Genomic DNA, 22,658 nt, shown 5'->3' on the forward strand with positions numbered 1-22,658 from the left:
CCCGAACGCGACCGTGATGGTCTCTCGGCCGGTGTCAGATGACCCGAACGCGACCGTGATGGTGTCCCGGCCGGTGTCGGATGACCCGAACGCGACCGTGATGGTCTCTCGGCCGGTGTCAGATGACCCGAACGCGACCGTGATGGTGTCCCGGCCGGTGTCGGATGACCCGAACGCGACGGCGATGGTCTCTCGGCCGGCTTCGGACGACCCGAATGCCACCGTGGTGGTGCGCCAGCCGGATTCCGGTGATCCGAGCGCCACGACGGCTTTCCCGGCCGGAGGCTCGGACGAGACGGTGGTCGTGCGGCCGGCCTCGTCCGGCAGCGAGTCGGACGAGACGATGGTGGTCCGGGACGCGGGGGCGGTCTCCGCCACCAAGGACGCCGACGCCGACGCCGACGCCGACGCGGACGCCGACGCCCACGCCGGCGACGGCGACGAGGACGAAGAGACGCCGATCGAGGTGCTCGAGGACCTCACCGGCAACCGGGCCCGAGCCGCCGATGACGACTCGCCGCCGCAGGTGGGCAGCAAGGCGTGAGCGAGCGAGAATCGACGCCATGAGTGTGTTCGCCGACCTGGTCGGGCAGGACGAGGCCGTCGAGACGCTGCGCCGGGCCGCCGCGGCCGCCGCCCGGATCGTGGCCGGTGGCGCCGACGGCGGAAACGGCGCCATGACCCACGCGTGGATCTTCACCGGTCCGCCCGGATCGGGACGCTCGGTCGCCGCCCGGGCCCTCGCCGCCGCCCTGCAGTGCGAGCGCGACGGCGTCGGCTGCGGTGAGTGCCACGGCTGCCACACCGTGCTCGGTGCCACCCACGCCGACGTGCGTTTTGTGGTGCCCGAGGGCCTGTCGATCGGCGTCAACGAGATGCGCGCGCTGGTGCTGCGGGCCAGCAGTGCTCCCTCCGGCGGCAAGTGGCAGGCCGTGGTCATCGAGGACGCCGACCGGCTCACCGAGGCGGCCGGGAACGCGCTGCTCAAGGCCATCGAGGAGCCTCCCCCGCGTACCGTTTTCCTGCTCTGCACCCCGTCGACGCACCCGGACGACATCTCGGTGACCATCCGCTCGCGGTGCCGGGTCGTGCCGTTGCGGCAGCCGCCCGCCGAGGCCGTGGCCGAGGTCCTGGTCCGCCGGGACGGTATCGCGCCCGACGTCGCGGCCTGGGCCGCGGCTGCCGCGCAGGGCCACGTCGGCCGGGCCAAGCGGCTGGCCAACGATCCCGAGGCCCGCGCCCGCCGGGAGGCCGTGCTCGCGGTGCCGCGCCGGCTGTCCAGCGTCGGTGCCTGCTTCGACGCGGCCTCCGCGCTGATCGAGGCCGCGGAGGCGGAGGCGGCGACCGCGTTCTCCGACAACGACAGCACGGAACGCGCGGCGCTGGAGCAGGCGCTCGGTGCCGGCGGTACGGGCCGGGGCGCGGCCGGAGCGATGCGGGGCGCCGCCGGTCAGCTCAAGGAGCTGGAGAAGAAGCAGAAGTCCCGGTCGACCCGCTCGCAGCGCGACGCGCTGGACCGGGCGCTGGTGGATCTCGCCGCGTTCTACCGGGACGTGCTGGTCACGGGCCTGCAGGCGCCGGTCGCCGTGGTGCATCGGGACACCGCCGAGCAGGCGGCCGCGGCCGCGGGCAAGTGGACGCCGGAGAGCACGCTGCGCCGGCTGGAGGCCGTGCTGGCCTGCCGCGAAGCCATCGAGCAGAACGTGAAGCCGAAGATCGCCGTGGAAGCGATGATGCTCAATCTCTGGCGCGGGTAATCCACAAGGGACGCGCCGGGGGATGCGCGACGGTCGGGCAACCGGGTACGGTCGCGGTGCCGTAAAGCAACCAAGGCGGTACGCCCGGTAAGGAGCCTGTGGATGCCCCGCGAGATCGACGAGGCATGGATCGACGAGGCGATCGAACGTTACCGCCGCCTCGACGTGCTGCGGGCCGAGTTCGAGAAAGCGGTCGCCGGCCACGTGGTGTCGGTGCACTCGCCGGACAACTCGATCGAGGTTCTGGTCACCGCGGCGGGCGACATCACCGACGTACACATCCGTGGCAGCCTGCAGCACCGCACGGCGGCCGACCTGGCCCGGGAGGTGCAGGCAGTGGTGACCACCGCGACCGAAGCGGCCCGCTGGGCCCGGGAGAAGCTGCACGACGAGGTGTTCGGGGCGTTCCGATCGCTGGGAGACCGCTGACATGGACAAGCTGGCCGAACGCCTGGAGTCCGCGGCCGACGCGCTGACCACAGTGGACCGCTCACTGCCGGCCCATGCCTCGTCGCCGGGTGCGTTCGGCGCCGACGACGAGGGAGTGCCGGGCCGGCTGGGCCGCCAGCTGCACGACCGGTGGCTCGAGGTGCTCGGCGCCCGCTCCCGGGAGGCGGCGGCTGCGGCGGCTCACCTGACCACGCTGGCGGCCGACGTACGGCTGACCGCCAAGGCCTACACCGAGACGGACGACGAGGTCGGCCGCCGAATCCGCCGGAGCATGTGATGGACCGGTTGGACCGACTGCTGGCCACGGCCGGACCGCTGCTGCACCGGGTCGACGACGTCCTGGCCACGGTCGGCGCGCCACCGGAGCATCGGGTGTGGATCCAGTTGCGCCGGGTGCGCCTGCTCCCGGGCGACGCGGCGCGGGCAGTGGCAGTGCTGCGACCCGACGAGCTCGGGGAGGCAGCGCCCGAGCTGCGCGCGGACGCCCGGGCCTATGCGGTGCTCGCCGCCTCCCTGCCGGGGCCGGGGGAGTGGACCGGGGCGGCGGCCGAGGCGTACGACGTGGCCCGGCAGCGCGCGGCAGCACACCTCAGCGGCGGCCCGGAAAGCCTCGACGAACGGTTGCAGGGGTCGGCGGACCTGGCGGAGTCCCTGGTCACCTGGATGCGGTCGGCCCGCGACTCCCTGACGGAGGTCCTGACCGAGGTGCTCAGCTCCGCCGAGGCGGTGACCTTGGCCGCGACCGAAATGGACCTTGCCACGCCCCGCGAGCAGGAAGCGGCGGCGGACATCGCGGTGAAGGTGCTGCAGGCGGTCGCCGACGCGTACGAGCCGGGCGCGGAACTGTTGCACACCTCGGCCCACCTGGTCGAGCCACTGGTGGCGGTGCGGTGACGACGGGCGCCACGCTCGGATAGCCGGTTCCGAGCGCGGCGCCGCGTCCCCTGCACCCCCCGCAGGTCCACGTCACACTCAACGCCTGCGGTGGACCTTTGTCGCCCGGGCACCCGGGGAACGAGCCGCTCGTCCGGGCAGAACAGCACGTGCGGACGGCAGGTGTCACCTTGTGGCTGAGGCCGCAGGTCAGGGGCGAGGGCGGCCGCGCATACCGAAGATCAGAGCTGCCGCGCCCGCGATCAGCAGTGCGACGCCGGCCAGCGCCAGCACGTCCACCCGCGGACCGGTGATCGGCAGACCACCGCCGTCGCCGCTGACCGCGCCCGATGGGCCGGCTGCTGGTTCGGGGGCAACGGCGGCCACTTCGAGCAGTCCCATGTCGAGGTCCAGGACTACGCCGGTGCGGTTGGGGGTGCTGTCGCCGTACGCCTGGCGGTCCGGCCCCTTGGTGATAGCGATGGTCATCGCGGTGGCCTTCGCGGCAATGGCGTGACCGGAGACGGCCTGGCGCACGTCGCCGAGCGAGATCGCGACGGTCGTGCCGGGACCGGATGCCGGCGCGGCCTCGGTGCCCTGGCCGGGGTCGGCGATCGGCGGGACACCGGGGATGGTCGGCAGGGGGAGCGGCGAGGCGGGATTGAGCGCGCCGGTTCCAGGGAGGCCGGAGAAGAGTCCCTTGCCGTTTTTGTCGTGATCGCTGGCGGGCGCACCGGGCTTGCGAATGTGGTCGTTGCTCGCGCCGGGTGCCTCGCTCCCGCCCTTGTGCACGCGCTTGTCGTCGGGCTCCGCCTTGCTGTTGCCTCTGTTGCCACCCTTGTCGGCAGGGTCGCCGGGGTGGTGGGCCTTGCCGTTGTCAGGGTCGCGCTGAGCCGCGAGGCGGTAGGCCGGACTGCCGCCGAAAGCCGCGCCGTTGCGGGTCACGCCCTTGTAGGCCGCGCCGCTGTCGTCCGTGCCGCTCTCGGTCTCGCCGTTCAGGACCGGCTTCCGCTTGTTTGTGCCGCCGCGGCCCTCATCGTCAGCGGTCCCAGCGTCCCGCGACGCGTGGCCTCCACCCTTCTTGCCGGCGCCGCCCGTGGCCGCCCCGCCCTGCCCGGCGGCCGCCTCGCCGTTCTCGTCCAGCCGCAGCTCCACGTTGTCGCCCGCGGTGTCCAGCCGAGTGGTCTCGAACCCCTCCCCGGACACCTCGATCACGGCCGGCTCGTACCGCACCTCGCCGCCGTCCGCGGCCGACATCGAGGCCAGCAGCGACGGCGGCTTGACCACCTTGACCGTGATCCCGCCGAGCAGCTGCACCTTGCCGCCGGCCATGGAGGCCGCCGCGACAGCCCGCGCGGCCGGCCCGCGCCGCTCCATCGCCGTCGTGCTCAGGCCCGAGACCTTTCCGGGTACGCGAACCAGTGCGGCATCCCCGCCGTCGAGCACCCCCGCCCGCCGCAGCACCGCTTCCGCCCGGGTCGCCTCACCGGCAACGTTGCCGCAGGCCATCCTGGGGTCCCACTGGGCGTGCACGCTCAGCTCACTCGCACCGAGCCGGAACGGGCCCACCTCGGTGGCCTCGTGCCTGCGCTGCTCGGGCTTCTTGTGGCTGGGCGGAGCCGTCTGCTGCAGCACCTCGGCGAGCGCCTTCTGGTCCGCCGGTCCGCCGTCGAGGACCCGGCCCAGCGCCGCGGCGTTGACGGGGGCCTGGGCGACCAGGGCGGATTTGGCGTCGCCCACGCCGAGGTCCTTGATCGGCTGGTCGTCGCGGCCGGCCGGGCCGAGGTCGAGGTCGGCGATACGCATGAGCTGGGTGCCGGACTGGGCGGCGTACCGCAGGGCTTGTTCGCAGGGTGCGGGCGCGGCGGCCGCGGGCAGCGGCACGAGCAGGGCCCCGACCACCCCGAGCGCGGCGGCTCTGAGCCGGGCCCGGGTGGTGCTGGGAACGCCCTGGTCGGGCTTGGCGGGTGTCACAAGATCAACCCGTGCTGGCACGGCGGGCATCATGAAAAGTCCTCCCCCAAGGATCACCGCAACGAGCGGCGTCTACGGGATGGCCCAACGAGAGTCAATGCCGGGGGTTGCGCTGATCTATGTAGTTCTGCGCTGTTTCGCACCGCCGGTCCGTCGCCGTAGGGTGGGGTCATGGGCATGCTGTGCGCCGTCAGCTTCAACCGCTACGGCCGTCTCTACTACCTCGACCCGGGTGAGTTCTCGCCCCAGGTGGGTGACCGCGTGCTGGTCCCGACCGACGACGGGCCCGAGGTGGCGGAATGCGTCTGGGCGGCGCAGTGGGTCAGCGAGGACACGGACGGTTTCCCCAAGGTCGCCGGCCTCGCCGACGACCGCGACCTGCGCCGCGACGAGCTGCTGCGCAAACGCAAGGCCGAGGCGAAGGTCGCGGCCAAGAAACTGATCAAGGCCCACGAGCTCCCGATGAAGGTCGTGGCCGTGGACCACGTCCTGGAGCAGGCCGGTACGGGCGGCGCCCGCACCACGATCTACTTCACGGCCCCGCACCGGGTCGACTTCCGTTCCCTGGTCCGCGACCTCGGAGCGACCCTGCACTGCCGGGTGGAGCTGCGCCAGCTGTCGGCCCGCGACTCGGCCCGGGTCCAGGGCGGCATCGGCTCCTGCGGCCGGGATCTGTGTTGCGCGACGTTCCTGACGGACTTCGAGCCGGTGACGATCCGGATGGCCAAGGACCAGGACCTCCCCCTGAACCCGTTGCGCATCTCCGGCGCGTGCGGTCGCCTGATGTGCTGCCTCAAGTACGAACACCCCCTGTACCAGAAGTTCCAGGCGTCGGCGCCGGCCGTGGGCAGCCGGGTGACGACCCCGGAGGGCGACGGCAGGGTGGTCGCCCACAGCGTCCCGAAGGACGCGGTCGTGGTCCGGATGGACGCGGACGGCTCCCGCTGCTCGTGCAGCCGGGCCTCGGTCTGCGGCCCGCGCCAGGCCCACGACGAGCAGTACTCCTGAGCTGCTCATCCGGCGGTGCCCGGCGGCCCGGCATAGCCTGACGTCATGAGGGTTGTGGTCATCGGCGGCAGCGGGCACATCGGCACGTTCCTGATCCCGCGACTGGTTCGCGCCGGTCACGAGGTGATCAGCATCAGCCGTGGGCAGAGTTCCAGCTACACCGACGATCCGGCCTGGCAGCAGGTGCGGCAGGTCAGCGCGGACCGGGAGGCCGAGGACCGGGCGGGCACCTTCGGGGATCGTGTCGCCGGCCTTCACCCCGACGTCGTCATCGACCTCATCTGCTTCACCCTCGACTCCGCGACTGCCCTCGTCGAGCGGCTGCGCGGCGAGACCGGCCATCTGCTGCACTGCGGCTCGATCTGGCGCGCCGGCCCGAGCGGGAAGTTCCCGGTCACCGAGGACAACGCGGCCCCGCCGGTCGGCGAGTACGGCATTGCCAAGGCCGCCATCGCCGACCTGCTGCAGGCCGAGACCAGGTCCGGCGGATTGGTCACCACGTCGCTGCACCCCGGCCACATCGTCGGGCCGGGCTGGCACCCGATCGGCCCGCTCGGCAACCTCGACCCCGGGGTCTGGGCCAGGCTTTCCGCGGGCGAACCGATCGACGTGCCGGGGATCGGTGCCGAGTTCATGCACCACGTGCACGCCGATGACGTGGCCCAGGCCTTCGAGGCGGCCGTCGAGCACCGGACTGCCGCGGCCGGGCAGGACTTCACCGTCGTCGCGCCCTCAGCGCTCAACGTTCGCGGCTACGCCGAGATCGCCGCGTCCTGGTTCGGCCGGACGGCGCAGCTGCGCACGGTGACCTGGGAGCAGTTCCGCAGCAGCTCCAGCTCCGCCGAGGCCGCCGAAGCCAGCTGGGAACACCTTTCCCGCAGCCACTACTTCAGCATCGACAAAGCCCGCACGCTTCTCGGACACACACCGCGCTACGAGCCGGAGGATGCCGTCCTGGAATCGGTGCGCTGGCTCATCGACCATGACCAGCTCCCCGTGGCCGGCCCGCTCAAGGTGTGATCACCTCCGCCGGCTCCGCCGGGCCGGGCTGGGCCGGGTGGACCGGGCCGTCAACCACGATCGGCGGCTCGATCAGGTGCGTCCGCAGCGGCTTCTCCGGGCGCAGCCACGAACTGTCCGGCGCCCCGTGCGGGTCGGCCGTCCACTGCCGGCAGATCTTCTCGACGCCGATCGGGTGCACGGTGAGCGTGCCGTCCGCCGCGATATGCAGGCGGAGGAAGCTTTTGGCGTCCTCGATGCCCTGGCCCGCGAACAGCTCGTTGACATTGACGTCGAAATAACTCGCGATCAGCAGATACAGCGCCAGCAGCTGCGTCGCCAGGTAAGCGATCAACGGCCCGTAGAGCACCGCCGCCACCGCCAGCGGCCCCGGCCACGCCCAATCTCGGAACGGCAGTTGCAGCCACACCCAGGTGCCGCCCGCCGCGAGCGCGATCTGGGCGAACCCGTGAGCCAGGCCGAGGAGCCAATGCCGGGCGTGTTTGTCGGAGCTGGCTCCCGGCGGCTGCGCGAACAGCACCGTGCCGGTCAGGATCAGCACCAGCATGAAGACCAGCGGGATGCTGAACAGCCGCTGGATCGTGCCGCCCTGGCTGGCCGCGCCCGCCATGGCCAGCATGGTCAGGGTGTGGATGATGCCGAGCATCGTCGCGAAACCGGTGTTGCGGGCCGGAAGCTTGCCGAAGACTCCCCAGCCCATCCGCCGGGACTGAGTGGCGCTGGGGAAGCGGGACGCCAGCGAATACTCCCGGCTGCGGCTGGCGCTGCGGGTCAGCGTCTCCTTCGGCGGCACGGTCAGCGTCTCCGGCAGCTGGTGTGTGCCCAGCAGGTAGGCGCCGCCGCCACCGCACGTGATCAGCTCACGGTCCTCGCCGGTGTAGCGCGCGTAGTGGTGCAGGTCGCCGGAGACGAGCAGGCGAACCTGGGCTCCGGTCGGCGCGAGAATGGTGCGGATGAAGTAGTCGACCGCGTCGTACGCCTCGGGCTTCTTGGCGGCCTTGACCCAGGTCGGCGACGGCGTCATCAGGATGATCCGGTCGTCGGGACCGAGGTTGCGGGCGGCCTTCTCGAAGTAGAGCAGCTGTGGGTCGTCGATGTACGCGCCGAACTGCTCGTCGATCGCGAACAGCCACCAGTTGGCCGGCAGCTCCACGGCGAAGTAGGAACGGCGCTGCTGGGTGCGCCAGCCGCCGATGTGCCCGTCCTTGCGGCGTGCGAAGAGGCGCAGGAATGCGGTCAGGCCGTCGTACCAGTCGTGGTTGCCCGGCAGGGCGAAGAGAGTGGGTCGCGGCCCGCCGGCCGGCGCCTCCGGCAGAGCCGCGCGGTACGGCCCTTTCATCCGGTTCTCGTAACCGTCGCCGTTGGCGAGCGGATAGACCTGATCGCCGCCCATGAGCAGCACCTGGCCGCGGGGCAGGACCCGGCCGTCGACCTCCAGCTGTGGCTGCGCCAACAGGTACGCCACCGAGTAGGTCGCGTGGAAGCCGTCGCCCAGATCGGCCACATAGTCGAGCCACAGCTCACCGTCGGTGCCCGGCTGCTGGAAGGAGTCGCCGGCGAGGGCGTTCTGCAGCTCTCGCTTGTCGAGATAAGCGCCGAACAGGGTGGCCATCAGCGTGCGCAGACCGGTGTTGAGCAGCAGCAACGGAGCGAGCCAGCCGACTGGTCGCTGAGGCGTGAACCCGAGCTGCTGCGGATCCATGCTCACCGGCCGCCGCGCCACCGAGGGCTCAGCCTCGGCGGACCGTCGTCGATGCCGCGAGGGCGGCTGTTGATCGGTCACGAGAGGCAGACTAGTCCGGGGGTATGACACCCGCCGTCCGCTTCCGGCGCGTCGCGGCCGGACCCGTTCCGGAGTACGACGACCGATGCAGTAGACTCAACGATCGTTGCCGCCTTAGCTCAGTCGGCTAGAGCGACGCACTCGTAATGCGTAGGTCGACGGTTCGATTCCGTCAGGCGGCTCCAGTTGAGGCCCTGACCAGCGGAAGTGCTGGTCAGGGCCTCATTCTTGTTGATGAAGTTTTGAGTTGCATTCCCGAGACCTCCGGAACATCGACTGGAGGAATCGAATCCGACCGGCCTGGCGTGCGCTGGGATGGCGTTGACAGTCACGGCGCTGGTCGCAGCCGAGTGCCAGGTCTATGGACTGAACCGGAACACACGCGGCACCCCAGATCTTGCCTACGGGATGGTGGCGCGGAGCGGGCGAGCGCGGTGCTCCAGGCGGTCGCCCAGTCGAGCAGAGTATTCAGAGCGCGGATCTGACAGTCGGCCGGAAGCACCTCCTGGCCCAGTCGCTCAGCGTCTGAGTTCGAGGGCTCAGTGCCGGTCATCGACTGGCGGAGTAAACGTTGATGAGGGTGCCGTCGGGGTCGCGGAACAGCATTGATCGGTTGCCCCACGGCTGAGTGGTCGGCTCCTGAACCCAGTCGGTGATGTAGCCGTCCAGGCGCGCGCGTTCGTCGTCGACGTCGTCCACCTCGAATTCGAGGATCGCGGATCGGTTGGCGGCCGCCGTTGCCGCCGTGTTGTTGTAACGCTCGATCCCAGCGCTGCTGACCAGGGCAATGATGCTGCCCTCGGTGTGCAGTTCGGCGTAGTCGTCCGGACCGAACGGGGCCATCGGCTCGGTGCCGGTGAGTACGGAGTAAAACGCGGTCAGGGCGGGCAGGTCGTCGGTTACGAGACGGATCGAGGCAAGTTTCACGACATCCTCCGACTGAGTCAGGCGGGACCGGGGGATCCGGCATCTGAAACGCTACGCTACAGTAGCGTAGTGTTTTCCGAGTGACGAACTATGGAGATCAACCAGGTGGCTCGATCAGAGGATTTCGTCGACGCCCGAGTCAAGCGGTCGAAGGCCGCGGTGCTCGCGCAAACCTATGAACTGCTGTCGGCGGGCGGCATCGGCGGTGTCAGCATCGACGAGGTGTCGCGGCGTTCCGGCGTGGCGAAGACGACGATCTACCGGCATTGGCCGTCGCGGGCGGCGCTGCTGGTCGAGGCGTGCTCGACCGTCGGGTCGGCGTCGGCGGTTCCCGACACGGGTGGTTTCGACGGTGACCTGACCGCTCTTGTTTTCGACCTGGCCGAGCAACTTCGGACGGCGCGATGGGCCTCGGTGTTGCCCTCCATCGTGGATGCCGCCGAGCGGGAGCCGGAATTGGCCGGGCTTCACGCGGATCTGCACGCCCGGCTCATGGCTCCGTTCGTCACGGTGGCTGAACGCGCGGAAGCGAGGGGCGAACTCGCGGGGGATCGCCGGCCGGCCGACGTGGTCGCGGCCGTCACCGGCCCGCTGTTCTACCGCCGCTGGTTCTCCCGCGAGCCACTCGACGCGGCGTTCGTCGAACGTGTCATCCAGGACTGCCTCGACCATGTCCGCGTCCAGCCGGGCTCGGGCGCCGCAGCGGGTGCCCCGCCCGCAACTGCTGGGAACGCGGCGTTGCACTGGGACCGGGCGTGACTATCGGGCTGGCCGCCGGCGGCGCTGTCGAAATGGATTCGAGAAGCGAACAGCAACCGTAGTGACAGGAAACGCACCAGTCCGATCGCACCTGACACGAGGATGACTACGGACAGGCTTCCGATTGCGTCGAGCTCGCCGGCGGGAACGTCGAGCCTGGCGATAATCCGGGGCGGGGAGTGGGGAGCTGGGTGGACCGGTGCGGGACCGGGCCACCCCGGACGCTTTACTTCCGCGGCCAGACGTAAATGGCCGCGATACCGAGCGCGAACGCCGTGATGACGCCGGCGACCGTGATGGCGTACCGGACGGTTTCATCCGGCGTGCGCCACTCCCCGGCGACTGCCAGGAGGGTGCCGACCGCGGTGATGAAGCTGGCTGCGGCAAGCAGCGCGGCCTTGACGACACCCGCGCGGTGATCGGGATCGTCTTGGTCTGGTCGGGAATTGCTCGTTACAGTGGCCATGTCTCGCCTTTCTGATGGAACTTTGACCGGTACCTGGAGAGCTGCGACACGACGGCCCGCTGGCAGGCGGGCCGTCCTCGCTTCTGTAAACGTTCAGTGGTGAAGGCCGCAGCCGGGAATCTTGGAGTCGCGGACCAGCGCCTGCTCCGCCACCTCGACGTAGACACCCGCAGCGCAGTAGCTGCTCTTGCGCCACTCGGGCTGTCCTGGAGTTCAGGATCTTTAGCGGCTCTGTGCTTAGTTCTCCAGATCCTTGATGCGCGTGTCCAGAAATTGGATCGTGTCCGTCTCGTCATTCGACCCATACCAAAGCTGTTCAAAACGTTTGCGGTGGCGGGCCGTCGTCGCCTTGTCCTCGATGATCTCGCCCGTCACGCCGTTCTCGCGGTACAGAATCTCGCTGTCGGTATCGCTGTCGCTCAGCGCCAGGAGGTCGTAGCTGCCGTTGTTTGCGATCGGATAGTCCAGCGCATGGGGAAGACTCCGGGGCGTGGTACCACGCCTGCCTCTGCCGGGCCCGAGCGATCCGCGCCGACGTCAGCAGATCACTGACCTGCTTCCGGTCCTTGATCCCATAGAAGGACAGAAGCGGCCGAAGGTCATTGGGTGCGATGGTCACATCGCCGTTCTCGATGCGGATCACCTTGGACAGGGACCACTCCATCTCCTCGGCGACCTGAAGTTGGGTGAGGCCGGCCGCGTCGCGGGCTTCGCGCAACGCCAGGCGTATGCGGCGGCGCGCGACTGTCGGCGAATCACCTTCAGTCATGAGTCCTTCATCAGCGCGAGGAGTACGTCGGACGAGGCGGTGGGAGCCGAATTTCGCCCGGCCTCCGCTCTCGAAAGGAGGGCTCCGCCATAGAAACTCGCCGCGCTCGCCGCGCCCGAAGAGGAAGGCCTCGGCAGCGACTGGTGGGCAAGCCCTGACGAGCTCAGCTGGGGAACGCGCACATCTTCCACCGTTCCCCGTCCTCATCAAGGATGTAGACCTCCTTTTCCCGGGTCCCGTCCTCACGCTGCACATCGACACTGACCGTCGCCTGCCCGCGCGCGTGCTCCACATCCGTCAACAGGATCTGGAAATCCGTGACCGGCTTCTCCGGCGGCCCGGCGAGGTCCTGCGCGCGGAACTCCTCCTTGGCCTCCGCGCACAGCCCGTCGTACCCGGCCTGGCTCAGCCCGTCCCGGCGGTCCTCGATGAAGGCCGCCGTCGTCTTCTCGACCTCTTTCTCGATGTCGGTCACGTGCTTGAGCCGGAAGAAGAGCCGGCCGAGTCCCAGCGCGCACACCAGCACCGTCAGGATGCCGACCGTCGCCAGGACGATGAGCCAGGTGCGGCGCTTACGCGGCGGGGGCGTGGGAGCGGGAGCGAAGGCCGGAGGCGGGTACGAAGTCACCGCGCCACGATATGGGGCAGTAGCGCCTGCTGTACCCCCGGTCGGCAGCCTGCTTCATCGAAGCTGAGCCGCGATCTCCCTAGCGTCGGAGGGGACCACAGAAGATCGCTTCGGAAGGCCCAGCCATGTCAGATATCGCCGTCACCGTCGAAGGTGTCAGCAAGACGTACGGCGGTGAGCAGCCCGTAGTTGCCCTCGCCGACGTCGACGCCTGGTTCCTCAAGGGGACCGCCACCGCCGTCATGGGGCCGTCCGGCTCCGGTAAGAGCACGCTGCTGCACTGCGCCGCCGGGCTCGACCGGCCGTCCTCGGGGCGGGTGCGGATCGGGGACACCGACCTTTCGTCGATGTCGGAGAAGGCGCTCACCAAGCTGCGCCGTGATCGGATCGGTTTTGTGTTCCAGGCGTTCAACCTGGTCGGCGCCCTGACCGTCGAGCAGAACATCCTGTTGCCGTCCCGGCTCTCCGGCACGCGCCCGGACCGGGCCTGGCTCGCCGAGGTTGTCGACCGGGTCGGGCTGGGCGACCGGCTGGGGCACCGGCCGTCGGAGCTCTCCGGTGGTCAGCAGCAGCGGGTGGCGATCGCCCGGGCGCTGGTCACCCGGCCCGAGGTGATCTTCTGCGACGAGCCCACCGGGGCGCTCGACATTCAGACCGCGGCCGAGGTGCTGAGCCTGCTGCGGTCGGTGGTCGACGACACCGGGCAGACCGTGATCATGGTGACCCATGACCCGGTCGCCGCCTCGTACGCCGACCGGGTCATGGTGCTCGCGGACGGCCGGATCGTGCAGGACATGCCGCAGCCGGGGGCCGAGCGCATCGCCGAGCAGCTGGCCCGGCTCGGCCGCCGGCAGCCCGTCGCGAGCCGGGAGGGCTGAGCCGTGCTGGGACTGGCCGCGCAGATGCTGCGCTTCCGTAAGGGCACTTTCGTGGCGACGTTCGTCGCGCTCGCCGCCGGCGTCATGATCCTGATGACCTGCGGGCTGCTCGTCGAGTCCGGCCTGCGCTATCAGGGCTCACCCCAGCGGTACGCCGCGACGGTCGCCGTCGTGGCCGACCGCGACCGCACCATCGCCGGACCGGAGATCTTCGGCGAGACCGAGTCCACCACTGTGTCGCTGCCCGAGGGCGGCCGGGTCCCGGAGGCGCTGGTGGCGACGATCGCTGCGGTGCCGGGCGTGGCAGATGCCGTGGGCGACCACTCGATCGCGGTCACGCCGGTGGCGGCGCCGGGGGTGCGGACCACCGGTCACGGTTGGGGGAGTGCCGCGCTGGCCCCGTACCGGATGGTGGCCGGCACCCAGCCGCAGGCCGACGGTGAGATCGCCGTCGACGCCCGGCTCGCCGCAGGCGGAAAGCTGCAGCCCGGCGACTCCACCTCCATCGTCGTGGGTGGCACCGAGCGCAAGTTCCGGGTGAGCGGTGTCGTCGACCCGCTCGGCTCGCAGGCCGCCGTGTTCTTCACCGATGCGCAGGCGGCCCGGCTGGATCCCAATCCGGGCAGCTTCTCCGCGATCGGCGTGCTCGCCGAGCCCGGCGCCGACAAGCAGGCCGTGGTGGCCGCGGTCCGCAAGGCCGCGCCGAACGCCAGGACCTTTGTGGACGGCGAGCGGGGGCTCGTCGAGCAGCCCGAGGCAGTGGCCGCGCGGGCGCTGACCGTGCAGGCCGGCGCCGCGTTCGGGGGCTATGCGGCGATGATCATCATCTTCGTGGTGGCCGGCACGGTCGGGCTCTCGGTCCGGCACCGCCGCCGTGACCTCGCCCTGTTGCGGGCGATCGCGGCCACGCCGGGCCAGGTACGCACGATGATCCTGGCCGAGGTCGGCCTGCTCAGCCTGCTCGCCGCGGTGGTCGGCGTCCCGGCGGGCCTGGCCGCGACCGCCTGGACCAGGAACCAGCTCGTGACCCGCGGATTCGTCCCCGACACGTTCGCGCTGAGCGGGGGCGCCCTGTCCGCGGCGGCCGTCACCGTGGCAGTGGCCGTCGTCGCGCTGAGCTCCGCCTGGATCGCGGCCCTGCGCACCACCCGGATCCGCCCGACCGAGGCGCTGGGTGAGGCGGCCGTGGAACCCGCCCTCGGCGGCCGGGTCCGCATCGTCTCCGGCCTGGTGTTCCTGGCCGGCGGGGTGTCGCTCATCGGCCTCACCGGGGCCACCGACGGCACGACCGCGCTGGGCGCCGCGACCGGCATGCTCTACACGTTCGTGCTGGCCATCGCCCTGCTCGCACCGTGGATCAACCAGGCCGCGGCCCGGCTGCTCACGCCGGTCCTGCGGACCGTCTGGGGCAACAGCGGCTATCTGGCGGCGGCGAACCTGCGGGCGAACGCCCGGGGCATGGTCGCGGTGCTGAGCGCGCTGGTGCTCTCGGTCGGCTTCGGCGGCACGGTGTGGTTCCTGCAGGACAACCTGCAACGCCAGACGGTGGTCCAGAGCCACGACGGCACGCTCGCCCAGCACGCGCTGACCGGCGGGGCCGGCCTGCCCGCGACGGCCGCGGCCAAGGCCCGCAAGATCCCTGGGGTGGTCGCGGCGACGGGGGTACGCCGCACGTCGGTGATCGTCCCCAACCAGCTCGAGGCCCAGGCGGTCGCGGCCCAGGGCATCGACCCGGTGGGTGCGGATCAGACCCTGGACCTGGGGGTACGGGCGGGAAGCCTCGCCGAGCTGCGGGTCTCCACAGTGGCCGTGTCGACGACGCTGGCGGACTCGGCCGGCTGGGAGCTCGGCGACGACGCCCGGCTGTGGCTCGGTGACGGCGTGCCGGTGACCTTGCGGATCGTCGCGCTGTACCACCGCGGCTGGGGTTTCGGCGACGTCACCCTGGACACCGAGACGCTCACCGGCCACACCGCGACCGGCCTCGACGACCACATCCTGATCCGTACCGCGCCGGGGGCGGATGTCACCGCCGGCCTGGCCGACCTGGCGAGCGCCTACCCCCTGAGCACCGTGGTCGGCACCGAGCAGCTGACCGGTGAGCTGGCCCAGGATCTGGCGATCAGCGCCTGGCTCAACAAGCTGCTCATCACGGTCCTGGTCGGGTACGCGGTCCTCGCGGCGGCGAACACCCTGATCATGGCGGCGCTGGCCCGGGTCCGTGAGCTGTCCCTGCTGCGCCTGGTCGGAGTGACCCGCGGCCAGATCAAGCGGATGGTGCACGCCGAACAGGCCGGCCTGCTGGGCGTGGCCCTGGCGATCGGTACGGCGATCGCGGCGATCACCTTGTCGTCGGTCGTGCACGCGGTCTCGGGGGTACTGATCCCGTACGTGCCGGCCCTCGGTGCGGCGACGATCCTCGGCGGCACGGTCGCCCTGGCCCTGGTCGCGACGATGCTGCCGATCGGCCGGGTACTGCGTACACCACCAATCGAGGGCATCGGCCTGCGTGAGTAGATCTCCGGACTACCCAATCTGCGATGTAGCAGTCTGAGTAGTAGCGATCAGCGCACTGGCCATGCTTCACTGGAACAAGAAAGGGCGGAGTCCGAGGGGAAACACCACACGGCACCCGGCGGCAACCGGGTGCCGTTCTTCTCGTCAGTCTTCGGTGGGCCGCAGCGGCCGCAGTGCTCCGGCGGCCGCTGTGGCGACGGCGAGCAGCACCGCCACCGCGCCCAGCCCCTTCAGCACGGAGATGTGATCTCCCAGGAAGCCGATCAGCGGCGGCCCGCCCAGGAACGCGCAGTAGCCGATCGTGGCGACCACACTCACCCGGGCCGCGGCCTTCGCCGGATCGTCCGCCGCCGCGCTCATGCCGACCGGGAAGCCGAGCGAGGCCCCGACACCCCACAGCAGCGCCCCCACGAAGGCGGTCACCACGTTCGGGCCGAAGACGAAGAGCATCAGTCCGGCCAGGCTCAGCACCGCGAGCATCCGCACCACCGCCACCCGGCCGTAGCGGTCCAGCAGCGCCGGCCCGAACCACCGGCCGACCGTCATCGCCGTCAGGAACGTGGCGAAGGCGAGGGTGCCGATCGTCGCCTCGGCGCCGTAGCCGTCGATCACCGCGACGCTGATCCAGTCGATGCCGGCTCCCTCGGCGAAGGCGAAGGCCAGCACGAACAGGCCGATCAGCAGCGTCCGCGGCTCGCGCCAGGTGGCCAGCGTGCGGCGCAGGCCCCCACCCTCGTCCGCGGTGGGCGGGTGCGCGTCGTCCGGGCCGAAGCTGCGGACCGCCAGGATCACGATCACTCCGATCAGGACGGCTGAGAAGATCAGATGCGCGGTGACCGGTACGCGCAACGCCACCGCCCCGGCCCCGGTCAGGGCGCCGGCAACCGTGCCGACGCTGTAGCCGGCGTGGAAGCGGGGCATGATCGCCTTGCCCAGGCGGCCTTCCACCACCGCGCCCTGGACGTTCATGGCCACGTCCCAGGCGCCGTTGGCGAAGCCGAAGAGGAACAGCCCGACCACCACCGGCGTGATGCCGTACGGGTAGCCGATGCCGACCGCACTCAGCGCGACCAGCAGCAATCCCGCCATCGTGGCCACCGTGGCCCGCGATCCGAAGCGGGCGACGATGTGCCCGGCGAGCACCAGGGACACGATCGAGCCGGCCGCGATGGCCAGCAGCACCAGGCCGAGCCGCGACGGGGTCAGGCCGAGCCCGTCGCGGACCTGCGGGATGCGCGTGGCCCAGGAGGCCATGGCGAATCCGCAGCCGGTGAACGCGATGTAGACCGCGCGCCGGGCCGCGAGGACCTCGACGGTGGGTGCGACGAGGGTGGTGGTCATGCGGTGGCTCCAAGCTGACGGGCGACGATCTCGCGGGTCTCGGCGCGGGTCGCGCCGGGGGTGGTGGCCAGGGTCTTGTGCATGACCAGGCCTTCGATGAGGGCGTCGATGCCCCGTGCGGTGGTCGGATCCATGAAACGTTCGAGCACGGCGCGGCTGGTCCGCATCCACGACTCCGTGACGGTGCGCAGCGCCGGATCCCGCAGCGCCGCGAGATACAGCTCGTAGGCCACCGCCCAGTCACGCGGGTCGGCGTCCGCGTCGCCGTGGATCAGGTCGGTGATGGCGTCGATCAGCTGGGCGGTGGTCGAGACGCCGTCGAACGCGGCCTCGTAGGACCGCGACATGCGTTCCGCATGCCGGCGGAACGCCTGCGCCAGCAGATCCACCAGGCCGTCGAAGTGATAGGTCAAAGACCCCAGGGGTACGTCAGCAGCCGCCGCGATCCGCCGATGGGTGGTGCCGGCGACGCCGTGCTCGGCGATGACGTCGACCGTGACGTCGATGATCCGCATCTTGCGATCGGGGTCGTACCGGCGGGCCGAGCGGGCCGCGCCGGTCTCGGTGCTCACGGCTCCACCGGCCGGATGACCCGGGCCGGGTTGCCGACTGCGACCACGTCGGCGGGAAGGTCACGGGTGACGACCGCGCCCGCCCCGACCACCGTGTTGTCGCCGATGGTGACGCCGGGCAGCACGATGACACCCCCGCCCAGCCAGACGTTGTCACCGATGGTGATGGGCAACGCCGCCTCCCACTTGTCGCGGCGCGGGCCGGCCGCGACCGGGTGGGTGGCGGTGAGCAGCTGCACGTGCGGGCCGATCTGCACGTCGTCGCCGATGGTCACGGTCGCGACGTCGAGGCTGACGAGCCCGAAGTTCACGAAGGTCCGCGCGCCGACGAACGTCTGATAGCCGTAGTCGCAGTGGAAGGGCGGACGGATCTCGCTGTCCGTACCGAAAGCGCCGAGCAGCTCCGTGAGCAGAGCACGCCGGGCGGCACCGTCGGTGGGGTCCATGGTGTTGAGCCGATGGCTCAGCGCGGCGGCCCGGTCGAGCTCACGCCCGAGCTCCGGGTCATCCGCGATGTACAGCTCACCGGCGAGCATTCGCTCGCGCATCGTCCGTTCGCCCATGCGTACAACCGTACATATCATGTGTACGTTTGTACACAGCGATGATCGCTAGAATCCGGCAGGTGACAACGCAGTGGGATGTCGCCGTGATCGGCGCCGGCCCGGGCGGTCTGGCGGCGGCACACGCCGCGGCCACGGCGGGGGCCCGGACGATCGTGCTCGAACGCGCGGAGCACCCGCGCTACAAGACCTGCGGCGGCGGCCTGATCGGCACCTCGCTGGCGATAGCGGCCCCGCGGATCACGGTCCCGGCCCGCGACACGGTCGCGGCCATAACCTTCACCGAGAACGGCCGCCGGCCATTCACCCGCAGGTCACCGGGACACCCGGTGCTGACGATGGTACGGCGCACCGACTTCGACTACGCCTGGTACGAGGCAGCCCGCGCGGCCGGCGCCGAGGTACGCCAGAACGCCCAGGTCCGCACGCTCGACCAGGACGCCGACGAAGCCACTGTGACCCTGGCCGACGGCGAAGTGATCACCGCACGCTTCGTCATCGGCGCGGACGGCTCAGCGGCGATCAGCTCCCGGCACGTGGGGGTCACGTTCGACCAACAGGACCTGGGCCTGGAGGTCGAGGTGGCCGCGACCGAGGCCGACCGCGCGGCGTACCGGGGGCGGGTGCTGCTGGACTGGGGGCCGGTGCCCGGCTCGTACGGCTGGGTGTTCCCGAAGGACGACGAGCTCACCGTCGGCGTGATCATGGAGAAGGGGCGGGGAGCCGAGACCAAGAAGTACCTGGCTGACCTGCTGGCCCAGCTCGGGCTGGCCGACCGGCGGGTGGTCCGCGACTCGGGGCATCTGACGCGCTGCCGCCGGACGGACGCGCCGCTGCGCAAGGGCAGGGTGCTGGTCGTCGGCGATGCCGCCGGGCTCCTGGAGCCGTGGACCCGGGAAGGGATCAGCTACGCCCTACGGTCGGGAACGTGGGCCGGTGAGGTGGCTGCACGGGCCCGGACGCCGGCCGAGTTGGCCGAATACGATCAGCAGGTGGAGGGCGAGCTGGCGCCCGAGATGGCGGCCGGCCGGCGGCTGCTACGGGTCTTCGCCAAGCACCCCCGGCTGATGCACGCGGCCTTCGCGACCCCCATGGGCTGGCGCGCCTTCGAAGCCTTCTGCCGCGGCGAACTCTCCATGGCGAACGTGGTCCGCCGCCCCTCCATCAGCACGGCGATCAACGTGCTCGGCGGCCGCGCCGCCTGAGAGCTCCCGCGGCGATCACTCCGCAGTCATTTGACCAAGCGCTCCAGCCTGCACCAACGCTGCGGATAAACCGAGGGGACGCGCACCCTGCGGATGCCGCAGCGGCACGCCGGTCGGTGGCCAGCGCCGGCAGACGAGATCCGCGGGCGCTGGCCGTTTCGGCTACCGGGTGAAAACGATGACCAGGACCAGTACGAGGATGATCAGATACTGATCGCGGGGCAACGGTACGGAGATCACACAGCGGTTCATGAGCAACTCCCTGCTTGGACTGGGTGAGGCAAACGGTCTTGCGATGTCTGGCCCGTCGTGCCGCTTGCTGACCAGCTGGAACTGCCCAGGCGCGACGAACTGTCGCGGGGGTAACAGGATCCAGCGGGTCGCGGTTACTACCTGTCCTCCGAAGGTGTACGGAAGGCTGAACGATGCGGTCCCGCCGTTACCACCTCGACCGACGTGCGTTGACAGGGGGATTTCGTCCTCAGTAATGAGGGCGAAGCTCCGTGCTGCCTTTGGACTGGGTGAGCATCGGAACTGATGGTGGTAGGGACTCCGCTGGAACGGCGTCCCTACCACCGCTAACGCCCGTGAGGCCTGCTCCCGGTGCCCAGAGATGGCACTGGTTGAGCTGAAATCCAATACACACTCGGGGAGCTGTGGGCGCTGTCGCCTGACCTTCGACGGCATCGCCGCGTCGAACAGACCGTCGCCCTTGCCGCGGATCCCGAGCGGCCACCTGCACGGCGAATGCCCAGCTCGGGCTCTGTCCTGGCTCAGGGCGCGCGACGGATCCACGGGGCCCACTGCACGGCGGCGGCGAAGCCCTCGCGTCGGGCGGCTCGCGCCTCGGTGGGGTCGATCGGTGCCTGCCGGGTGGTCCGCAGTCCGGGCCCGATGAGCCGCGTCTCGAGCCACGACCCGGTGACCCCACGCCGGACGCGCTCCCACAGCCCGCCCTCGACGTGCGCGGACACCCGGGCTCGCAGGTCCTCGACCAGAGCGGCCGGGTCCTCGGCGCAGTCGTCGCAGCCGCAGTCGGGCAACGCCTCGAAGAACCACCGGCCCAAGCGCAGCACAACACCCGGAAAGTCGGTGAAGGCGATCGACAGCGGGCCGGCGGCCGGGCTGCGAGGCATGAGCCGGACGGTGCGCACGACCTCAGCACCCGGCGCGGGCCCGACCGGCTCCTTGCTCTCGCGCCGGTCGACGACGTAACGCTCGGTCAGCTCATCGAGAACGTCCTCGGCCGCCTCGTGCAGCACGAGGAACCGCCCCGCGTCAGAGACCCGGGAAGAGAAGCTGTCCGGTCGCGATCCGGTGTCGCCCACCAGCGAATTATGCCCCGCTCGGCCCGGGGCACAGCCGGGAACGCCAGAAGATCAGCGACCGGAAATGCTCACTCGGGCTGAAACTCCCCGGCCACGAATGCCGCCGCGAAGACGGACAGCTCTTCCTCGGTGAAGAACATCGGCTGCTGCTCGCGACGCTTGCTGTCCCGGACCAGGTATCCGCCGTCGACCGCGGCGATCTCCACGCAGGCTCCGTCCGAGCACTTACTGCTGCTGCGCCAAGCAGGTTGTTCCGTCGAGTTCATCATGCTTACTCCTCCGTGACGGTTCCCGTGTAACACGGTAAGCGACGCCCGACAGGTGCGGGAGGAGTCTGTAGTGAGTGAAACCTCGAACTGTGCGACGAATGCGGCTAATGTCACGCTATACGGCGCGGGTTTGTCCTAATGCGCATGTTTTGGCATGTCTTCCGGGCGCAGCGCGGTCCTACGGCGTCAATGAGTCTGGCGTCGCCGGCCACTTTGTACGCCCGTTCCGCGAGCACTTGACGCGTGCCTTCACGTCGACTGCACCCGGAACGGACGAGCATGCTAATTGAAAAGGAACTGCCCGTCGTTGACACCGCGGACGAATGCCGACCATTCTTCGGCGGTGAAAGCCAGGGGCGCCGCGGCCGGATTCTTGGAGTCGCGGACCAGCACTTGTTCCGCCACCTGGGCGACCTCGACGCAGTTGCCTGCGGAACAGTAGCTGCTCTTACGCCATTCGGGCTGCTCTAGAATTGACACAATATCTCCGATTCGTTCGTACACCGACGCTGGTGTACCGGGTGCAAGTTGATCATGATCTTTGGCGGCTCTGCGATTGTGTCTCCAGATCCTTGATGCGAGTGTCGAGGAATCGGATCGTGTCCGGCTCGTCATTCGATAAGTGCCAAAGCTGTTCGAAACGTCTGCGGTGGCGACCGGTGGTCGCGCGGTCCTCGATGATCTCGTCCGAGATGCCGTTCTCGCGGTACAGGATCTCGCTGTCCGCGCCGCGATCGCGCAAGGCGAGCAGCTCATAGCTGCCGTTGTTCGCGATGGGGCGGTCCAGGTTGAAGGGCAGCATCCGCAGGTGTATGAGTCCGTCGCCGGCCCGTCGTCGTATCTCTGACAACTGCTCCGCGAACACCTGTGCCCCGCCGATGGGCCGCATGAAGACGGACTCATCCAGAAGAACGAAGACCTGAACGTTGCCGGCCCGGGCGAACAGAGTTTCCTGACGCGTCCGGCGCGCCCGGATGAGGAGCTGGATCCGCTCGAGGGAGCCGATGTCCTCCGGGTCGAAGGTCCCCGTCAGGGCGGCGGCATACTGCTCTGTCTGCAGGTAACCAGGCAGGTAATAGATGGAATACGATCGGACGGCAACCGCCTCGGACTCGTATTCGATGTGCCGACGCGTGGCGTCCGAGAGCAGCTCACGGAACTCCGGAGCTTGGTACCAGGCTTGGCGCTGCCGCGCACGAGCGATCCGCGCCGACGTCAGCAGATCACTGACCTGCTTCCGGTCCTTGATCCCATAGAAGGACAGAAGCGGCCGTAGGTCATTGGGTGCGATGGTCACATCGCCGTTCTCGATGCGGATCACCTTCGACAGGGACCACTCCATCTCCTCGGCGACCTGAAGTTGGGTGAGGCCGGCCGCGTCGCGGGCTTCGCGCAACGCTAGGCGTATGCGGCGGCGCGCGACTGTCGGCGAATCACCTTCAGTCATGAGTCCTTCATCAGCGCGAGGAGTACGTCGGACGAGGCGATCGCAACCTCGCTGGTGGCTATCTTGCAGACAGCGAGGTTGCGACCAAATCGTACTGAGAACGAATCACCGCGTCTCTGGTATT

24 protein-coding genes, 1 tRNA gene and 2 pseudogenes are annotated in these 22,658 nt (G+C 70.0%); 12 read left to right on the top strand and 15 right to left on the bottom strand.

The annotated features are described in order from the left end of the window. The first annotated feature begins 115 nt into the window (after nt 1-115). From AB0C12_RS22765 to AB0C12_RS22785, 5 genes are all read left to right on the top strand, one after another. Nucleotides 116-544 (top strand): hypothetical protein, encoded by a 429-nt coding sequence (locus AB0C12_RS22765; RefSeq protein ID WP_360550972.1) that lies wholly within the window; start codon nt 116-118, stop codon nt 542-544. A 19-nt stretch (nt 545-563) separates the two neighbouring features. Then, on the top strand, nt 564-1,757 hold the full coding sequence (locus AB0C12_RS22770; protein ID WP_360550974.1) for a DNA polymerase III subunit delta': 1,194 nt from the start codon (nt 564-566) through the stop codon (nt 1,755-1,757). A gap of 102 nt (nt 1,758-1,859) precedes the next feature. Then, complete coding sequence (locus AB0C12_RS22775) at nt 1,860-2,186, top strand: YbaB/EbfC family DNA-binding protein (protein WP_360550976.1); 327 nt, start codon at nt 1,860-1,862, stop codon at nt 2,184-2,186. 1 nt (nt 2,187) lies between these two features. Then, on the top strand, nt 2,188-2,484 hold the full coding sequence (locus AB0C12_RS22780; protein WP_360550978.1) for a type VII secretion target: 297 nt from the start codon (nt 2,188-2,190) through the stop codon (nt 2,482-2,484). Then, nucleotides 2,484-3,101 (top strand): hypothetical protein, encoded by a 618-nt coding sequence (locus AB0C12_RS22785; RefSeq protein ID WP_360550980.1) that lies wholly within the window; start codon nt 2,484-2,486, stop codon nt 3,099-3,101. Before AB0C12_RS22780 ends, AB0C12_RS22785 begins: the two co-directional genes overlap by 1 nt. A 189-nt stretch (nt 3,102-3,290) precedes the next feature. Here AB0C12_RS22785 and AB0C12_RS22790 read toward each other — a convergent pair whose 3' ends face one another. Continuing rightward, nucleotides 3,291-5,075 (bottom strand): hypothetical protein, encoded by a 1,785-nt coding sequence (locus tag AB0C12_RS22790; RefSeq protein ID WP_360550982.1) that lies wholly within the window; start codon nt 5,073-5,075, stop codon nt 3,291-3,293. A gap of 150 nt (nt 5,076-5,225) precedes the next feature. On the opposite strand from AB0C12_RS22790, the gene ricT reads away from it, so the two are divergent. Both ricT and AB0C12_RS22800 read left to right on the top strand, forming a co-directional pair. Continuing rightward, the gene (gene ricT / locus AB0C12_RS22795) at nt 5,226-6,062 is read left to right on the top strand and encodes a regulatory iron-sulfur-containing complex subunit RicT (protein WP_360550984.1); all 837 of its coding nucleotides are present in this window, start codon (nt 5,226-5,228) and stop codon (nt 6,060-6,062) included. A gap of 45 nt (nt 6,063-6,107) precedes the next feature. Continuing rightward, the gene (locus AB0C12_RS22800) at nt 6,108-7,082 is read left to right on the top strand and encodes an NAD(P)-dependent oxidoreductase (protein WP_360550986.1); all 975 of its coding nucleotides are present in this window, start codon (nt 6,108-6,110) and stop codon (nt 7,080-7,082) included. Here AB0C12_RS22800 and AB0C12_RS22805 read toward each other — a convergent pair. Next, the gene (locus tag AB0C12_RS22805; RefSeq protein WP_360551941.1) at nt 7,072-8,784 is read right to left on the bottom strand and encodes a metallophosphoesterase; all 1,713 of its coding nucleotides are present in this window, start codon (nt 8,782-8,784) and stop codon (nt 7,072-7,074) included. The two genes, AB0C12_RS22800 and AB0C12_RS22805, sit on opposite strands and share 11 nt — an antisense overlap. A 189-nt stretch (nt 8,785-8,973) precedes the next feature. Here AB0C12_RS22805 and AB0C12_RS22810 point away from each other — a divergent pair. After that, nucleotides 8,974-9,050 (top strand) — tRNA-Thr (locus AB0C12_RS22810). Between the two features lie 364 nt (nt 9,051-9,414). Here AB0C12_RS22810 and AB0C12_RS22815 read toward each other — a convergent pair. Beyond that, complete coding sequence (locus AB0C12_RS22815) at nt 9,415-9,792, bottom strand: VOC family protein (protein WP_360550988.1); 378 nt, start codon at nt 9,790-9,792, stop codon at nt 9,415-9,417. Between the two features lie 90 nt (nt 9,793-9,882). On the opposite strand from AB0C12_RS22815, the gene AB0C12_RS22820 reads away from it, so the two are divergent. Further along, nucleotides 9,883-10,551 (top strand): TetR/AcrR family transcriptional regulator, encoded by a 669-nt coding sequence (locus tag AB0C12_RS22820; protein ID WP_360550990.1) that lies wholly within the window; start codon nt 9,883-9,885, stop codon nt 10,549-10,551. A gap of 226 nt (nt 10,552-10,777) precedes the next feature. On the opposite strand, the gene AB0C12_RS22825 is transcribed toward AB0C12_RS22820, so the two are convergent. From AB0C12_RS22825 to AB0C12_RS22845, 5 genes and pseudogenes are all read right to left on the bottom strand, one after another. Continuing rightward, nucleotides 10,778-11,017 carry a hypothetical protein gene (locus AB0C12_RS22825; RefSeq protein ID WP_360550992.1) on the bottom strand — a complete coding sequence of 80 codons (240 nt, stop codon included), beginning with the start codon at nt 11,015-11,017 and terminating at the stop codon, nt 10,778-10,780. Between the two features lie 93 nt (nt 11,018-11,110). Next, nucleotides 11,111-11,203, bottom strand: a pseudogene (locus tag AB0C12_RS22830) (DUF397 domain-containing protein); the annotation flags it as partial. A 51-nt stretch (nt 11,204-11,254) separates the two neighbouring features. Continuing rightward, nucleotides 11,255-11,485, bottom strand: a complete 231-nt coding sequence (locus AB0C12_RS22835) for a Scr1 family TA system antitoxin-like transcriptional regulator (RefSeq protein WP_360551943.1) — start codon at nt 11,483-11,485, stop codon at nt 11,255-11,257. 154 nt (nt 11,486-11,639) lie between these two features. Beyond that, nucleotides 11,640-12,041 (bottom strand): annotated as a pseudogene (locus tag AB0C12_RS22840) (helix-turn-helix transcriptional regulator); the annotation flags it as partial. Then, nucleotides 11,950-12,414, bottom strand: a complete 465-nt coding sequence (locus AB0C12_RS22845; RefSeq protein WP_360550994.1) for a hypothetical protein — start codon at nt 12,412-12,414, stop codon at nt 11,950-11,952. The pseudogene AB0C12_RS22840 and the gene AB0C12_RS22845, both read right to left, overlap by 92 nt. 125 nt (nt 12,415-12,539) lie before the next feature. On the opposite strand from AB0C12_RS22845, the gene AB0C12_RS22850 reads away from it, so the two are divergent. Together AB0C12_RS22850 and AB0C12_RS22855 are read left to right on the top strand one after the other, a co-directional pair. After that, entirely contained in the window at nt 12,540-13,292 is a 753-nt protein-coding gene (locus AB0C12_RS22850) for an ABC transporter ATP-binding protein (RefSeq protein ID WP_360550996.1), read from the top strand. A 3-nt stretch (nt 13,293-13,295) separates the two neighbouring features. After that, nucleotides 13,296-15,809, top strand: a complete 2,514-nt coding sequence (locus AB0C12_RS22855) for an FtsX-like permease family protein (protein WP_360550998.1) — start codon at nt 13,296-13,298, stop codon at nt 15,807-15,809. A 144-nt stretch (nt 15,810-15,953) separates the two neighbouring features. Here AB0C12_RS22855 and AB0C12_RS22860 read toward each other — a convergent pair whose 3' ends face one another. Genes AB0C12_RS22860 through AB0C12_RS22870 form a run of 3 tightly spaced genes read right to left on the bottom strand, consistent with a single transcriptional unit; the run spans nt 15,954 to nt 18,285 of the window. Then, on the bottom strand, nt 15,954-17,150 hold the full coding sequence (locus tag AB0C12_RS22860) for an MFS transporter (RefSeq protein WP_360551000.1): 1,197 nt from the start codon (nt 17,148-17,150) through the stop codon (nt 15,954-15,956). After that, complete coding sequence (locus tag AB0C12_RS22865; RefSeq protein ID WP_360551002.1) at nt 17,147-17,722, bottom strand: TetR family transcriptional regulator; 576 nt, start codon at nt 17,720-17,722, stop codon at nt 17,147-17,149. Before AB0C12_RS22865 ends, AB0C12_RS22860 begins: the two co-directional genes overlap by 4 nt. Further along, the gene (locus AB0C12_RS22870) at nt 17,719-18,285 is read right to left on the bottom strand and encodes a sugar O-acetyltransferase (RefSeq protein ID WP_360551004.1); all 567 of its coding nucleotides are present in this window, start codon (nt 18,283-18,285) and stop codon (nt 17,719-17,721) included. Before AB0C12_RS22870 ends, AB0C12_RS22865 begins: the two co-directional genes overlap by 4 nt. A gap of 62 nt (nt 18,286-18,347) precedes the next feature. Between AB0C12_RS22870 and AB0C12_RS22875 the strand changes: the two genes are divergently transcribed. Continuing rightward, nucleotides 18,348-19,490, top strand: coding sequence for a geranylgeranyl reductase family protein (locus AB0C12_RS22875; protein ID WP_360551006.1), 1,143 nt, complete (start codon nt 18,348-18,350; stop codon nt 19,488-19,490). 773 nt (nt 19,491-20,263) lie between these two features. On the opposite strand, the gene AB0C12_RS22880 is transcribed toward AB0C12_RS22875, so the two are convergent. From AB0C12_RS22880 to AB0C12_RS22895, 4 genes are all read right to left on the bottom strand, one after another. Beyond that, nucleotides 20,264-20,818 carry a DUF6226 family protein gene (locus tag AB0C12_RS22880; RefSeq protein WP_360551008.1) on the bottom strand — a complete coding sequence of 185 codons (555 nt, stop codon included), beginning with the start codon at nt 20,816-20,818 and terminating at the stop codon, nt 20,264-20,266. 68 nt (nt 20,819-20,886) lie between these two features. Beyond that, nucleotides 20,887-21,087, bottom strand: coding sequence for a DUF397 domain-containing protein (locus tag AB0C12_RS22885; protein ID WP_360551010.1), 201 nt, complete (start codon nt 21,085-21,087; stop codon nt 20,887-20,889). 282 nt (nt 21,088-21,369) lie between these two features. Continuing rightward, entirely contained in the window at nt 21,370-21,591 is a 222-nt protein-coding gene (locus tag AB0C12_RS22890) for a DUF397 domain-containing protein (protein ID WP_360551012.1), read from the bottom strand. Nucleotides 21,592-21,619: 28 nt separating this feature from the next. Then, entirely contained in the window at nt 21,620-22,534 is a 915-nt protein-coding gene (locus AB0C12_RS22895; RefSeq protein WP_360551014.1) for a helix-turn-helix transcriptional regulator, read from the bottom strand. Nucleotides 22,535-22,658: the final 124 nt, after the last annotated feature.

Origin of the sequence: Actinoplanes sp. NPDC048967 (assembly GCF_040649415.1) — a bacterium.
Lineage (GTDB): Bacteria > Actinomycetota > Actinomycetes > Mycobacteriales > Micromonosporaceae > Actinoplanes.

Bases quoted from the DNA above. Each gene is read 5' to 3' on its own strand.
- ricT (WP_360550984.1), top strand. From the start codon at position 5,226: ATGGGCATGCTGTGCGCCGTCAGCTTCAACCGCTACGGCCGTCTCTAC.
- AB0C12_RS22825 (WP_360550992.1), bottom strand. From the start codon at position 11,017: ATGGCCACTGTAACGAGCAATTCCCGACCAGACCAAGACGATCCCGAT.
- AB0C12_RS22895 (WP_360551014.1), bottom strand. From the start codon at position 22,534: ATGACTGAAGGTGATTCGCCGACAGTCGCGCGCCGCCGCATACGCCTA.
- AB0C12_RS22820 (WP_360550990.1), top strand. From the start codon at position 9,883: ATGGAGATCAACCAGGTGGCTCGATCAGAGGATTTCGTCGACGCCCGA.
- AB0C12_RS22870 (WP_360551004.1), bottom strand. From the start codon at position 18,285: ATGGGCGAACGGACGATGCGCGAGCGAATGCTCGCCGGTGAGCTGTAC.
- AB0C12_RS22770 (WP_360550974.1), top strand. From the start codon at position 564: ATGAGTGTGTTCGCCGACCTGGTCGGGCAGGACGAGGCCGTCGAGACG.
- AB0C12_RS22805 (WP_360551941.1), bottom strand. From the start codon at position 8,784: ATGGATCCGCAGCAGCTCGGGTTCACGCCTCAGCGACCAGTCGGCTGG.
- AB0C12_RS22885 (WP_360551010.1), bottom strand. From the start codon at position 21,087: ATGATGAACTCGACGGAACAACCTGCTTGGCGCAGCAGCAGTAAGTGC.
- AB0C12_RS22775 (WP_360550976.1), top strand. From the start codon at position 1,860: ATGCCCCGCGAGATCGACGAGGCATGGATCGACGAGGCGATCGAACGT.
- AB0C12_RS22850 (WP_360550996.1), top strand. From the start codon at position 12,540: ATGTCAGATATCGCCGTCACCGTCGAAGGTGTCAGCAAGACGTACGGC.
- AB0C12_RS22800 (WP_360550986.1), top strand. From the start codon at position 6,108: ATGAGGGTTGTGGTCATCGGCGGCAGCGGGCACATCGGCACGTTCCTG.
- AB0C12_RS22860 (WP_360551000.1), bottom strand. From the start codon at position 17,150: ATGACCACCACCCTCGTCGCACCCACCGTCGAGGTCCTCGCGGCCCGG.
- AB0C12_RS22785 (WP_360550980.1), top strand. From the start codon at position 2,484: ATGGACCGGTTGGACCGACTGCTGGCCACGGCCGGACCGCTGCTGCAC.
- AB0C12_RS22780 (WP_360550978.1), top strand. From the start codon at position 2,188: ATGGACAAGCTGGCCGAACGCCTGGAGTCCGCGGCCGACGCGCTGACC.